The organism is Botrimarina hoheduenensis (assembly GCF_007859815.1).
In the GTDB taxonomy this organism is placed as follows: domain Bacteria; phylum Planctomycetota; class Planctomycetia; order Pirellulales; family Lacipirellulaceae; genus Botrimarina; species Botrimarina hoheduenensis.
This window is the reverse complement of record NZ_SJPH01000004.1, coordinates 21,300-35,403: the sequence shown is the minus strand read 5'-3', so window position 1 is coordinate 35,403 and position 14,104 is coordinate 21,300. Positions and strand designations below refer to the sequence as shown.

Sequence of the window (14,104 nt, the reverse complement as noted above, 5' to 3'; positions counted from 1 at the left end):
GAACTCCGGGTGATGCGTCGGGAAGATGGGGTTGCCGAGAATCAGAGGTAGATGTGTTAGAGAGTGAGAGTGACTGTAGGGAACGATTGTTAGGAGTTGTGTATCGCTACGATGAAGAATTAATTGTTTCTGCTGCAAGGTGAAGTGCGTGAAAGCCAATCAGCTCAAAGGGCCGAACTGAACGAGAGTGGAGCCCCGCAGTAGACGGCACGAATCACTGCGCCTCAATATTGGGCATGCATGAGCGCTCGGTTCCGTCGCCGCCGGCGCGGGTTCCTTCCGAGCGCCACAGATTGCCATCCACGTCGTCATCGACGAAGCGGACCGAGCCATCCCCCATCGCCGCGTTCACACCGCCGGGGTGCGCACTGCGGGGCGAAGCCCAGGAGACCGGAGAGCTTTGCACATCCACCTCCGTGCAAGGCAATTTTCGACCCTCTGGCAGATCGGCTAGGCCTGTGCCGCAGGCGTAGATCGCATCGGGCACACTCGAGTTGGGTTTATTGCGTGTCGAGAATGCGCTGGCACCCATGCTCGGAATCATCCACACGCCGCGCCAGTCGTCGTTCCCTTCATTGATCGATTCGTGTTGACCTTCTTTGCCGTTTGGCTCGTTCCAAGTAAGCACTTCGCTATACATAAGGGTCTTTGAGGTCCCATCTGAGACTTTTCCAAGATCGACTCCCTTGGCAATGCGAGCGGTTACCGGCTCTTTGCGAATTCGCTCTAGACCAAACATGCCCGGACACGCTTCGTGCTGCTGAGGTGTTGTGTAAGTCTGCGAGGGCTGTAGCGCAGCGGCTTCCATCGTGCTGCCGCCGAAGTTGGCCACGTAATTGCCTTTGGAGAGGTTTCCCAGCCCCGTTCCAGTCGTGTCATCGTCGCCGTCGTTGTAAGGCACGAGCACGCCTAAGTTGCCCGAGCTGGGGCAGCTCATCAGGCCGGTAACGTTCTCGTGGAAGGGGCGCCAGTTGCGTCCACTCTTGGGCTGCATATCCCAGGTATCCCACGGATTAGCGCGTGCCGATTCGGTGGGATCCTCCAGCGCTTGCTTGGCAAGATCAGCTAGGCTGCCTTCCTCAACGTAAGCAAACAACTGAAGAGCCCAGTTGGGCCCGTAGCAGGTTGCGTTGGCGACTTGCGAACCCGCCACCAGCCACGAAGGCAATCCTTGGGTGTCTACACAGGTGCCAGCGCCCGGCGGCAGGTAGCGATTCGCCGATTCAAAGTTCAGCGTCGCGAGCGCTAATTGTCGCATGTTGTTGACGCAGGTTGAACGCCGGGCGGCTTCGCGGGCCGCTTGCACCGCCGGCAGCAGTAGCGCTACGAGGATGCCGATAATGGCGATCACCACCAGCAATTCCACGAGCGTGAACGCCCGCTTACTGCAAAAGAAGTACTTCGGGTAAACGGCAGAGCGGTGCCCGAGGCGTTCCTCGCCTCGCTGGGAATCCTTCATCGGTATCTCTTGCTAGGAAGGTGCGGCGTGAGTCAACACGAGGCGCCTGGCTCTTCCAGCACGCCTAAGCGAACGCGCATTCGGCTCGCTGCTGGACGTTGTCAGCGCAAGTTTCGCGTCACGCAACCGTCATGAAGAGAGATTCATCAAGACTTCATCGCCGCTTCACGCCGGCTTCGCGTAAGCTTCATCAAGCGGTTGCTGAGCCCCTCTGGCGGGGCAAGCGAGCTGATTTGTGCAGGGACAGAAAGTGATCCGCCAGTGCGATGGATAGGCCGTAAGTTATGCTGGGCTGCTGCCGCTATCCAGAAATTATTCCAGCCGGAAAGTAAGAGTCGCTCGCACCAACTGTCTTGTCTTCTCGCGACGACCTCGATGTTATGAGAATCGACTTCAGCCTCGCCTAAACCTACTCGTCTGTAGTGGCTTAGGAAGATTGCTACGAGGCACTGTCTGAGAACTGATCTTGCCGCGTAGCGATGTTCGTCGCAAGCTGAGCCCGTTTGATTCGTTTGTACCACGGAGGGCTTGGCGATGGTGAGAGATCGGTTGAGCGAGGACGCGTGGGAGCAGATCGCCGAGGCGTTCCCGCCGCCCGCGGCGGTGGGGCGGAAGCGGAAGGACCCCCGCGACATGGTCGATGGCATCCTCTACGTGCTGCGCACGGGCTGCCCGTGGCGCGACCTGCCCGAAGAGTTCGGTCCCTTGGCCTGCCCCCTTCAAACGAGTCCATGTTCTGATCGAAGATCAGGCCGATAGGACGCCACTTGAAGGGAGAGCGAGATGCCCCGAGGTAAGAAGCACACGGCGGGATAGATCATTGGGAAGCTGCGCGAAGCGTGGGGTGGGGGAATGCCCGGTCGCAAGCCCGATGAATCGCACGGCGATAGGCGTCCGTTTCATAGCATTACCCAGGCGATCGCTGGGGCTGCGTCTTGCGATTGGTGCCCGGGCGATTGCCGTACGCTAAAGGAACCTTGCGGCTTTTAGACCGCTTGGCCAGCCGCTCGGCTTCGGCGTCGCACGGCCGGAAGCAGCAACGCTGCGGATCGCCGTGCAGGTACTTCTCAAGCAGCGCTTGCCCACGAGGGCCGATAAAGATGGTTCGCTCACGGCCATGGTGCTCGGTCTTGTGGGAGGCGGGCGTAAAGACCCACACCTCCTCGGTCCGATCCAGATCGCACGGCCGCAGCTGGCAAACCTCCGCCGGACGCATGCCGGTCAAGCGCTGCAGACGCACCATGTCGCCAACCACCGTCGAGAGGAAGGGGAGGGTGGCGTTGACTGTCGCGTCGTCCACGGGGGGGATCGGTTTCGTTTCGCACGCCGCCGTTTTTCCACGACGCAGACCCGCTACTAGGGCGAGCGCGTGGTACGTCTCGTGGGGCACGAGCTGCTCGCTGGCGGCCCACTTGAACATTCGCTTCACGCGATCGACGTGATCGTTGACGTAGCGTCGGCTCAGGCCATCTTCGACCATCCGTTGACGGATCGCCTTGAGCGCGATGGGACCGAAATCGGCTGCCGCTTCGCGGCCGTACCATTCGCGTAAGTAGCCGGATGACGCACTTCACGCCGGGGACGACTTTGGTGCAGCGGCCGTTCTTTTGGTAGTAGGACTTGGCGAACGTCAAATAACGAGCACAGAGCTCCACGACCGAGATCCGCCGGTCGGCAGTTGGTTCAGGGGCTCTTCCGCGTGCAAGCCACTCGGCGATGACGCGGTCGTACTCGCGATGGCTGGCGTGTGTGCCATGCGGGCCGAGATAGACGGTCCGGCCATTGACGTTGACGACGGCCTGTCCGCTGGCGCGGTGCTTGCGATAAGAGGGAATCAGCTTCTTGGGACGTGGCATAGCGAGGGTTCTCCAGATTGCCCAGAGTTTTTGAGTACGTACTCAAAAACCCGGGTGGAAAACGCCGCTCCGTCGAACGTCGACGGGTACCACAAAGCTAGGATTCGGCAAGACTTAGACAAAGTCGGGCTGAAAGGATTCGAACCTTCGACCTCTGCGTCCCGAACTCACTACAACGCACCAGCGTGAATGACGCAAAGCAGTCTAGCAAGTCATTTGCGTCGATCAAGGCAGTTCGGGCATTCGTCGTAAGTCCAACATCTCCATGTGCCCGAACGAATCCCGGGTAGATTCTGGGTACGCTCGGTGGTCGGGATGTGGTGTTGCAACCTTTGGCTTCGGAGGCGGAGGTCACTGTCGGCTTACCACCCATCGGGGAGCGACTTAAGTGCTTGCTGACAGGAGTTTACGAGGCGAAAAAGCAGTCCCTCAGCGGCTCCTGGAAGTGCCCAATTTAGCCGAAATTGGCCGAGTCTGCACCCGATCCCGTGCCACTCGACCTGCTGTCCCGTGACAATATCCGGCTGCAATTCGGGCAACGCGAACAGGTAGTGACTCTGAAGACGCAAGAACTCGCGGGTAAGCTGCCGATCGCGGGCGCTGGTGATCTTCGCGATCGCCACGCGACTGTTGTCATAGCTGATCCGCTTGGGCACGCCGCCGAAGAACTCGAAGGCCCGCTTGTGGCCTTCCTGGAACGACTCGGTGCACTCGCGGGGGAACGCCTGCGCGTAGACCGCGTCGGAGTACGGCAGCGTCATGACAAGGAACGCGACCTTGGTCCGCTCACCGGCCAGGTCGACGCCGGCGAAGCCGGAATCGACCTGCGCCTCGCCCGGCGGGTGCGACAGTGGCAAGAAGACCCCTTGGCGACCCTGACGCCACTCTCGGACCGCTTCCTTGACGCTCGAGTAGCTCCCGTCGAAGCCGTGCTCGGCGACCAGCCGGTCGTAGACCCGCCGGGCCGTGTGACGTTGCTTCTTTGGGGACGTTTCTGTCGCTATCGAGGATCTCGGCGATCTTCGGCAAGAACTTCTCCATCTTGGGCCGCTTACGCGGCTGGGCGCGTCGGTAGCCGGGCGGCTCGACGTTGCCGACGATCTTATGGATCGTCCGGTAGTTAAGGTGGAACTCCTTGGCCGCCTGGCGGCGGCTCAGCTCGCCCGTCAGCACGCGGCGCCGGACCTCGGCCCACAGCTCCATGTTGGTCAGCACTCCTTCGCGCCTCGCTCGCCGAGGCAAATCGAGACAACCCTCGGGAGGGGGCTTCGCCCCCGCCCACGGCCTCTCAGCTTCCTACCAATGGCTACCAATGGCTCACTCGGCACAGCAGCGCGCCCCACAACTCGGGTGCCCCGAAGGACACGCCGGGCGCTGCAATTTCCGGCTGCCGATCACAAGTTCCCGGTCTCCCCGTCGAAGAACCCGGCGCTTGCACCCGCCAACAGGGTGTCAGCCACCGCCACAATGGAACCGGTGCGGAAAGAAGCCGTGTAGGTCCACGCCCCGGTCTCGTTCGGCGCGCAGTCGGTTCGCCATACTGAGCCGCTGGTCGCACTCGTGCTCGCGACGTCGCCATCGGCCGCGTAGTATCCCGGTACGACGAACGTCTCGCCCGAGGCGCTGTGGCGAAAGCTCACGTCGAGCCGGCAGTCGGTGAACGGATTTACCGTAGCGGTCTCGCTCGTGACAGGGCCTTCGAAGTCGAAGGTTAGCTTGTGCCAGGGTCGAGCCTCGTCGTTGATCACGGCGGAAGCCACGGCGGGCACCGATGACGGCGCGGCGACGGATTCATCCTTGAAGCCATCGCCGGCGAGCATCACGCGTAGTTCGAGAACCTCCGCCTCGAGTCGAATCTGGGTCACAAGCGTGTAGCGTCGTTTCATTGCGCGACCAAGTCTAGAGAAGAAGTCAGGATCTGGCGATGTCGTTGGCATGCTGCTCGTCAGCCAACGAGGACGCTTGCGCTCTGTCACTCATGGGACGCCATCCGGATGACGGCCAGCCAATCCCGGTCGGGATCTGTGGGCGGATCACCTAGCGATGCCGATGCCCCGGGCGCGACAGTCTTCACCGAGCCCGCCAGCAACTGGCCGCCTTCGCGCGGGTCGAACCAGCGGACCTCGCAGTCCGCGGGAGCATCGGCGAGGTCGACTACAAGCTCCCCGCCTGCTTTGCGGTAGACGAGATAGAGTTCGCCCGGCTTCGTGAAGGCGTAGCCCTCGGCGCCCGATAAGCGGTCGTCGTCGCTCGCCATCTCCCAGAACGGGATGTGGTTCGCCCGGAAGAACTCCAGCGCGATGCGGCTCTGTCGCCACATCGTTTCCCGCACGCGGAAATTCTGGCAGGTCAGATCGCTGTGGTCGTGCTTGTAGCCGAAGTACCACTCCACGCCCGCCCCGCCCGCCATCAGGTTGCCCCACAAGGCGTTCTTGCGGGCGTCGTCGTGCGTTGGGTCTTCTGCGTCCGGGATCAATGCATGCTGCGCGTCGCCCGGTTCATCGCAGGCGACGACCCACGGCTTACCGGCCGCTGCCGACTTGCGCAAGTACCGCAGCGTGGCGCCGTGGACGTTGCCGAAGTCGGGGCGGTTTGTCTGCAGCGAGAATCCGGTCAGGGGCGAAGCGTCGCCGAGCAGGTCGAAGTGATTGTCGCCATTGTGGATCACCAAATGGTGGCGGTAGGGATCGTGCTCGGCGAAGTAGTTCGCCCAGGCTTGCTTCTTAGCGGTGCCAACTTTGTGCCCTAGGCCCACCTCCTCGCCGAGATTCCAGTTCAGCGCGAGGTGATGCGCGAAACGCGCGATCAACTCGCGGTAGTACAGCTTCCGCCGCGGACCCAGCTCGCCGCCGTCGAGCAAATTGACGTTCTCGGCCTCCTGCGTCTTGAAGTGCAGGTGCATGCCGAGACGGTCGGAGTGCTCGAACAGCATCTCCCACTGGTCGAGGCGCGAGCAGTCGAACCGCTCGCGCTCAGCATAGCTCGTGTACGGGAAGACGTTGCGATCGTCGCCGTCGATATTCAGGGTGATGAACGAAAAGCCGTTGAGACCTTGATCTGCGAGGTAGTTGATCGCTCCGACGAGACCCTTTCCTTTGCCGTCCCGCCAGCTGGGGTCCCCGGGGCGCCAGTCACGGGCGTGCGAAGCCCAATCCTTCACGAGCCCGTCACGATGACCGTCGGTCGCGAAATCGCCGTCGAAGTCGCGGTACGCCAGCAGGTTCTCCGGCGCGTCGGCCCCTGCCTTAAGGAAATACTCGCCGTTCCCCTTGAACCGCAGGTGGTGCTTCCCGACGTACCCGAGACGCCCCGTCGCTCGGAAGTCGCGACCCGTCTTGTTGGTCTCGGCGACGACGAACGAGCCGGACACGCCATCCACTCCGGCAACCGCTGCGCCATCATTTGGGTCGTCTGATATCGCGACACCGTCGCCCGCACGGAATGAGACCGTGTAGGTCCACTCGCCGACTTCGTCCGGCGAAAGGTGCGCACGCCACTTCGTCCCGGAGTCGGCCGACGTGTTCGCGGCGTCCCCGTCCGCAGCGAAGTAACCGGGGACCGTATACGTCAATCCAGAATCGGCGTGAGCGAACGTCACGTCCATCCGGTAGTCGAGGAACGGATTTGGCACGCCGCCCTCTGAGCACTCCGGGCCGTCCAGCGAGATGGTCACCTTGTGCCAGCGACGGAGCTCGCCCGAAACCGTCTCCGCCGAGGATGCCGAGCGCAGCGATCCAAAGACGAAGAGGCAGAATAAGACCAGATAGAGTGGGCTACGGCGATTCACATGGATTCCTGAGTTGCGGGCTGCGGTCGGTGTTACGAGGCGCTTGAATGCCTGCCGCAAGGCGAGGCGGGCGGGCTGGGGACGAGCCGATGAAGCAAGGGCCAATTCCGGCTGGCGTCTTCAAGCTTATGTCGCTCAAGACCGATTCCCGCCCGAATCGACCGTGAATGTAGCGTCGCACTTTCATTCGATCGCGAGAGGTTCTCGCTACGGATCGATCGGCAGGCTCGGGCGAGGCGCGGCCCCGGTGGGCAGGACGAGCCGACGATCGTGAGCGCCCGACGCGAAGTCGCTGACGATCCAATCGTCCTCCTGCTGCCAATCGCACTCGATGCGTCCGTCGCCCAACACGATGCTCGCGAGCTTGCCCCGAAGCAGACCCGCCAATTCTCGATAAGGCTCGTAGTAAGCGACATTGACACGTTCGTCGGGGTCCACACGGAGGTCGTGGAGGATCATCTCGACCGCCTCGTCGGGGGCGTCGAGCCCCCAGCGGATCCGCGCGCCCGGCTTGTAGCCTCAGCCTGGTTTCGTGAAAAACGGACGGACACGCATCGCGAAGTTGAAGTCTTCACTCCGCAGATACGCCCAGTCTCCTCGGACCTGATTCATCTCGCCGAGGATGTAGTCGCGTTGCGGCCCTTCACGCAGCGTGGTCGTCAGGCTGACGCCGTCGAGGCCGGGGTGCGCGTCGAGTGGCACGCCCGCCGCCTCGTAGAACGTTGGGGCGATGTCGACAAACTCGACCGCGTCGTGGCAAACCGTCCCCGGTGCGTAGTTGCCTGACTCGGAAGAGACGACGACGAAGCTGCAGCGCACTGTTTGCGTCCAGGGCGTGAATTTCGCTTCGATTCCTTGCTCGCCCAGGTGCCAGCCATGGTCGCCACAGACGTAAACGATCAGATACTCTTGGTCCCGCTGCTCGCAGTAGTCACGAAACGCGTCGACGGTCTTGCCGATTAAAGAGTCGCCCATTGCACAGAACGCGTAGTAATCGCGGATCGCTTGCTGCTTCTCGTCGTAGGTCATTCGAGAGAAGTCCATGTCGTCCCGCAGTTTTCGCATCGACGGCGGTAGCAGCTCGGCCTCTTCGTCGGTGAACGCAGGGGCGTCGTAGGCCTGGCCGGCAAAGCGTTCGCGGAACTCGTCCGACGGCAAGACCGGCGTGTGGGGGAAGCAGAACCCGACGTAGGTGAAGATCGGCTTCGCCGGATCGGGGCCTTGGAGTCGCTCGCCGACCAGCGAGTCGTAAGCTCGGCCGGGGTGGCTGAGGTACTGCTGAACTGAGCGGGCGATCGATCCGTCGAGCGTCGCCGAAGCGACGTTCGGCGAGCGCCCACCGATGATCAGATCCGGGTTACTGCGAGTGTAGGTGCGGAGGATGTCGAGTTCTGCTTCGACCTCTCGGCGATGGGCCGCCTCTTCCGGGGTGATCTCGCGATCGACGCGCCGTCGCCAGAATCGCCTGGTCGATCCGTCCGCGTATCGGTAAACCTCCTCCGTGCCGAGGACCATCCCTTTACCGTCGTGCCGGCCCCACGGCCGGTTGAACCAGAAGTCGCTGTGCGGCGACTTCTCCAACGCCTCGCTGCTGACATACGGGTTGAAGAACCCGGGGGACTTCCACTGGTTCATCCACTCCCGCGGGAAGATCCGGACGCCACTCTTGCCAAAAGCGGCCGGCTGGTAGCCGTGTTCCTTGAGCACTTCGGGGATCATGCGGCTAGTGCAGCCGGCGCTGCGGTGGGTCTGCTCGAACCCGTAGATACCGCAGCGGTGGGGGTATTTGCCCGTGATCATCGAAGCCCGCGACGGTGCGCACGCCATCGAGTTGGCGTAGGCGTTGGTGAAGAGCACCCCCTGCGACGCCAGCCGATCGACGTTCGGGGACTCGACGTAGCCGAGCCGGCTGCGCGACCGACCGGTCGTCCCGCGGTTGTAGCAGGCCAGCGAATCGCTTCGCTGGTCGTCGGTCACAATCCATAAGATGTTCGGGCGCGACGCCGCTGCGGGCCCCGACCCGAAAAACGCCAGAAGCGTCGCGATCGCGGTCAAGAGCCGCGACGCGCCTCGACGCCTCGCAGCGCGCCACGCGGAGCTATCTCCCTCGTTGAACATGACAGCTATTGTGCGTGCAGGGCGGCTTATAACGGGAACAGCAGTTCGTCGAAGAGGACGCCCGGGGATTCGTCCTGCTCCGCGCTATCGGATCCGTTGAACCCCGGCCCGTCCAAGTGCGGATCCTCGTCCTTCCAGTCCGCGAGCGCTAGGTCGACCGCTAACAGCGCCAAGGCGCTACGCCGTTGGTTCGACCAACCGACCGCGACCGCTCCGCCGTCTGTCTCTTCCACAACGGCGAGCGACGGCGCAACTGCGCTCGCCGCGGCCGCCGCCAATGACGTCTCGGGCGTCACCGTCGCGGCGCTAGAAGCCGTCGGGTCCAAGGTTGAACTGAAATCGTCAGTGTAAAATGCCGTCGCAGCAGCTGCAGACGCAGCCGCGGGCGCTATGACTGAGAAATGGATATTGTCGATGTAGAGAGACGGAGTCGTTTCGGTAGTGCTCTTGCGGTTGACGATGATCAACGGTTCAACCGTCGTTCCGCTAGAGGTGTTGATGGTTCCCGTCGCGGTAACCGTCGTCCAGGAGTTCAATACGGCGTTGCTACCGATGGTAATAAAGTTCGTAGGCCCGTAGACATTCGTGTAGAATGTGTCATCAGTAAGTGGCTGGTTCGAGCTGACGTAGTATTCGAATGAGAACGTGTAGTCCCATCCGTTGAAACTACTGACATTCAGAGCGGGGCCGGCCGGATTGATGTTGTGGAACTGGGGTTGCCCGTTCGTCACCCACCGACCGATATCGCCTCTGCCGGTGCCGAATGGATCAGTGATCTTGGTAACGGCAGAGCCAGTAGAACTGTCGGGTGGCGATGTGTCTTCCCAGAGCACGGTCGGGAGTCCAATGACTCCAGGCACGAAGTTGACTCGGTTGGACTCGCTCGTGACGCTAAAGAAGTTGACGTAGAGGTCGCTGCCCGACCGAGTCCAAACGGTCTGCGACGAGTCGCGAAGCGTCGCCAGATTGCTGACGAACGTCCGGTTATCGACCGAGAAGACGTTGCCCATACCGGCGAAACGCACAACGGTCGAACCGGTGCGCGGGCCATTGACCGCGAAGTAGAGGATGTCGAACCCGTTCGAAGCGCTTGCCGTGCCGGCCGGGAAGTCGACAACGTAGTCGCCAGCGTCCATCTTCATCAGGGTGTTGGTCCCCGCGAACTGGCCGTTACCCGGGCTGTCTTGCCCCTGTTCGCCGTCCGGCGTTGTGACACGGAAAGTCGGGTTTTGCCCTGACGGGGAGCGCATGCGGAAAACAGCGTACAGGTCGTTGGAAACCCGCGCGTTCCATCCGGATGGTCTGAAGTCGCCCGCGTCGTAGAAGAACGGATGATCAGGGACGACCGTCGAGCCCGGCCCGCCGCCGACGTGGCCCGTGAGTGTGCCGTCCTCGTCGTAAATGACCGACGGCATGTTCGAGCCAACCAGTTCGAACGAGGAAAAGCCGCCCGTCTGGTTCGAGTACTGGAGGTTGTCGGCCGATCCGTCGTCCTGGTACGACGAGTCCCGCATCACGAAGTGGGTGTGACGGATGGCGACGTTCTGCGTTCGAAACATACTTGCATTCGCGGCGGAGAAGCCAGCGAAGTGCGTTCCATCGTGCGTGTTTGCGCCATCGTAGAAGGTGTGCCCGGTCACCGGCCCGCTCGTGTCGCTATTGCCGCGGCTGTGACCGACGTAGAGCGTGTCGGTTAGTCGTTGGGTAAATGTGATGAACGTGCTAGTGAAATTGTCGGCGAATCGACTCCCTTCAAAGTGACCGATCCGTCCGCGGTGATAGATCCCGGTCGTGTGCTTGTACGCGGTGTAATTGGTGATCTGAGGCTCCGCGGAAGGGATGTGCGCGTCACCGTCAAAGTTTGGCTTGAGCGTGGCACCAACCGGTCCCTCGATGTCACTACCGCGGTCGAAGTTCAGGCCGATCGGCGCTGAGTGCGAGCTGTTATGATCGAAGACGCCGAGATTGACCCGGTCGGGCCGGACGCCCGCGTATTGCGGGTCGCTAGCTGCGGCGCCGATCGGTGAGTCAGGGAACAAGAACCAGAAACCGGTCCCCTCCGAGCCGGCCGCGATGTTGCCGACAAAGTCGTTGTCCGGGTTCGTGACCCAGAAAGCGGCGGAACTCAAGAAGCGGGTCGGGTTCTGGCCGACGTGGTCGTGCGTGTCGACGATGAATGGGTCGTTCAAGTCCGGGGCGTTGTCGCCGACCGCCTCGCTGCGGCCCACGGCATGGATGCCCAGAGCGATGTTCGCCCGGAAGAGATTGCCGGTCTCAACCGCGTCCTCGACGAAGAAGCCGTGGCCGTGGATGTCGTGCAGCACGTTGTTCTCGATCAACAGATTGTGCGTCCCGTGAACGGTGACGCCTCGGTTGTTCGAGTTGGTGATGCTTGCGCCCCGGAGGATATCTCCCGTGCGGTCGCCCGCGATGTGCCAGTGGATCGGGTATCGGCCAGCACGCGCCGTTTGCCCCATTCGATCGAACTGCACGCTGTCGATCGTGATTTGGCCGGCCGAGCCCATGATCATCGTATGGGCGCCAAAACCCTCCGACAGATCGGCGTTGAATCGAGCTCGGTCGCCGAAAGCGTTGTCCGTATCTTGCGAAGCTTGACCCTGAATACGGACGTTCCGACTGAGCAGCGCTACCTCCGCTCGCATATCGATATCCCAGGTGCGGAAGTCGGCGTCCGCCGTCGCGCCGAAGTTCGCGGCCCAGAGCAGACGATCGGCGTCGGTAATCCCGCCGCCATCCCCGTTGCCGGCGATCGCGTTCTCGTTCGAAGCGCCGAGGTTGTCACGCCAAACGGTGTAGTCGGCCGCATCGACCACGCCGTCGTTGTTGAAGTCGCCCTTCGCGGCGCCACGGCTGTAAGTCTCGATCTCACCGTAGTGCCGTTTCTGAAGCGGCGTGTTGAGACTCAGCAGCACCGTGCCATCGCCCTGCGGGACGACCGCAGTGATCACGCGCACCTCCTCGTCGCGGTAGTCTTCGGTCGAGCTGGCGACGACGACCTGGTCACCCACCTCCCAGTCGACCGAACCATCGGCTTCGTTGATCTGTTCGTCAAAATTGCGTTCAATAGCCGACTCGACGCGGATCTGAGACGCCCCGGCGCTAACGGTCTCCGCCAGGCGGGTGTAGCTGAGCTTCTCATCGCCGAAGAACTGCAAACGGCCACCGCTAGCGACCATCAGGAACCCGTTGTTGTTTGTGAGCGTTCCCGCTCCCTCTATCGTGAAGACGGCCGTCGGGTCGTCGCCGGTCAGCGTGATAATGAAATCGTTGGCGTCGTAGCGGTCAGCCTCAGTTCCGATCTGGAACACGCCGCCGCTGTTGACGTGAATCCAGTCGGTTGTGAGTGTCTTGATGATCCCCGGCGACTCCTCGACGTCGAGGACGCCTTGGATGACGATTTCGCGCGCAACATGGTCGTCGCCGGTCAGCGAAACCGTCAGCCCCGAGGGCACGATCGCCCTTACCGCGTCAGTTGGGGCACCGGCGGTCCACGTCGCAGGATCGTCCCACGCGCCGCTCTGAATCGCCGTGGTCGTTGTCAGAAGGGTGCGATCCTCAAGCCGCTCAAGGCTGAGCCGAATGCGTTGTCCGTTTCGCATTGCAAACCCGACTTTTCGGTGAAAGAGATAGAGAAGAGTGACCCGCGGCGTTCGACCCGCCAGCGCTTCCTTGCGACACGTCGGCCCGCGGACATCAGGCGAGCTGATGCTGCAACGGCCACTGTGATCGTTTTCAGCTTACCACAGCTGTTGCCGATTGTCGACAATAATGCGCCGTCAGACTACGATTGGCTGCATCGCTTACGCCCCCCAGATTTCAAGGACCCCCGTGCATCGCCCTCTTCTTCTGCTGACCGCTGCCGCGGTGCTACCAACCCCGGTGACCGCCGCGGAGTGGGATCGCTACGCCGTGCCCGCCGACCCTGGACCGACCCGAGTTTGGCGACTAGAGGAAAGGGTCTCGGATGAATTCCGGACGGAATTTGGCCCGACCAACCGCTTGACGGAGATCGGTGGGAAGTGGAAGAACCACTACATTGGGCGATGGGACGGACCGGGGACGACCGTCTGGCGTCACGAGAATGTGTCCATCGACCAGAGCAAGCTGAAGATCATCGCGACGCGTGTGCCTGGCGAGACCCAGTCATTCAAGAACGCGGACAGCACCGGAGGGCCCCCCAAGGAGTACACTCTCCCGGCGACCCGCCTGGGTTGCATCTCTTCTCTCGAGACAATCGAAGCCCCGGTCTACCTCGAGGCTCGGGTCAAAATCCCAAACGCTGTGCTCGCCGCGAACGTTTGGATGTTGAGCGGGGACAGTACCCAGGAGATCGACGTCCTCGAGAGCTACGGCGGCGCCGGCGACGACGGTCGGAACGACTGGTTCGCTCAGCGCATCCACTTCAGTCACCACACGTTCATAAGGGCGCCCTTTCAGGACTACCAGCCTCACGACGCTAGCACCTGGTACACCCGCCCGGGTCTGAAAGCCGGGCCCGGCGGTGGCTACTGGACCAAGCAATTTCATCGGTTCGGCGTTTACTGGCGAGACCCCACCCACCTGGAGTACTACCTCGACGGCGAGTTGGTGAAGGTCACCTCAGGGCTCGACGACGCCGACGGCATCGGCGGCATCGACCCGCCTGGCTTCACGCGCAACGAGGAAGGAGTCCGCACGGGACTCAACAAACCGTTGCACGTGATCATCAACATGGAGGCTCAAACGTGGAACGCCGTCGCCGGACGTCACCCGACCGACGCCGAGATCCGCAGTAAGCGCGATCATACGTACCTTGTCGATTGGGTGCGGGCCTACAAGCCAATTGAAGAGAGCGATACGAAGCAGTAGCCCCCCCAACACACT

The 14,104-nt window shown here is 62.1% G+C and carries 10 protein-coding genes; 2 read left to right on the top strand and 8 right to left on the bottom strand.

Going from position 1 to position 14,104, the window contains the following annotated elements; translation table 11 throughout:
• Positions 1 to 214: 214 nt before the first annotated feature.
• Positions 215 to 1,459 carry a DUF1559 domain-containing protein gene (locus Pla111_RS10160; RefSeq protein ID WP_146573989.1) on the bottom strand — a complete coding sequence of 415 codons (1,245 nt, stop codon included), beginning with the start codon at positions 1,457 to 1,459 and terminating at the stop codon, positions 215 to 217.
• A 534-nt stretch (positions 1,460 to 1,993) separates the two neighbouring features.
• Between Pla111_RS10160 and Pla111_RS17575 the strand changes: the two genes are divergently transcribed.
• Entirely contained in the window at positions 1,994 to 2,218 is a 225-nt protein-coding gene (locus Pla111_RS17575) for a transposase (RefSeq protein ID WP_146573987.1), read from the top strand.
• Positions 2,219 to 2,366: 148 nt separating this feature from the next.
• Here the strand turns inward: Pla111_RS17575 and Pla111_RS10150 are convergent, their stop codons facing one another.
• The 7 genes from Pla111_RS10150 to Pla111_RS10120 form a co-directional block, all read right to left on the bottom strand.
• Entirely contained in the window at positions 2,367 to 2,939 is a 573-nt protein-coding gene (locus Pla111_RS10150; protein ID WP_146573985.1) for a site-specific integrase, read from the bottom strand.
• 738 nt (positions 2,940 to 3,677) lie between these two features.
• Positions 3,678 to 4,172, bottom strand: a complete 495-nt coding sequence (locus Pla111_RS10145; protein WP_197524935.1) for a DDE-type integrase/transposase/recombinase — start codon at positions 4,170 to 4,172, stop codon at positions 3,678 to 3,680.
• Between the two features lie 537 nt (positions 4,173 to 4,709).
• Positions 4,710 to 5,201: a DUF5060 domain-containing protein gene (locus Pla111_RS10140; protein WP_197524934.1), complete on the bottom strand. Its 492-nt coding sequence runs from the start codon at positions 5,199 to 5,201 to the stop codon at positions 4,710 to 4,712.
• An 86-nt stretch (positions 5,202 to 5,287) separates the two neighbouring features.
• Positions 5,288 to 7,102 (bottom strand): DUF5060 domain-containing protein, encoded by a 1,815-nt coding sequence (locus tag Pla111_RS10135; RefSeq protein ID WP_146573979.1) that lies wholly within the window; start codon positions 7,100 to 7,102, stop codon positions 5,288 to 5,290.
• A 207-nt stretch (positions 7,103 to 7,309) separates the two neighbouring features.
• A complete protein-coding gene (locus Pla111_RS10130) occupies positions 7,310 to 7,561 on the bottom strand; it encodes a hypothetical protein (protein WP_146573977.1) in 252 nt (83 codons plus the stop codon).
• 60 nt (positions 7,562 to 7,621) lie between these two features.
• Positions 7,622 to 9,220, bottom strand: coding sequence for a sulfatase-like hydrolase/transferase (locus tag Pla111_RS10125; RefSeq protein WP_146573975.1), 1,599 nt, complete (start codon positions 9,218 to 9,220; stop codon positions 7,622 to 7,624).
• 26 nt (positions 9,221 to 9,246) lie between these two features.
• Positions 9,247 to 12,840, bottom strand: a complete 3,594-nt coding sequence (locus Pla111_RS10120) for a G8 domain-containing protein (RefSeq protein ID WP_146573973.1) — start codon at positions 12,838 to 12,840, stop codon at positions 9,247 to 9,249.
• A 229-nt stretch (positions 12,841 to 13,069) separates the two neighbouring features.
• On the opposite strand from Pla111_RS10120, the gene Pla111_RS10115 reads away from it, so the two are divergent.
• Entirely contained in the window at positions 13,070 to 14,089 is a 1,020-nt protein-coding gene (locus Pla111_RS10115) for a family 16 glycosylhydrolase (protein WP_197524933.1), read from the top strand.
• Positions 14,090 to 14,104: the final 15 nt, after the last annotated feature.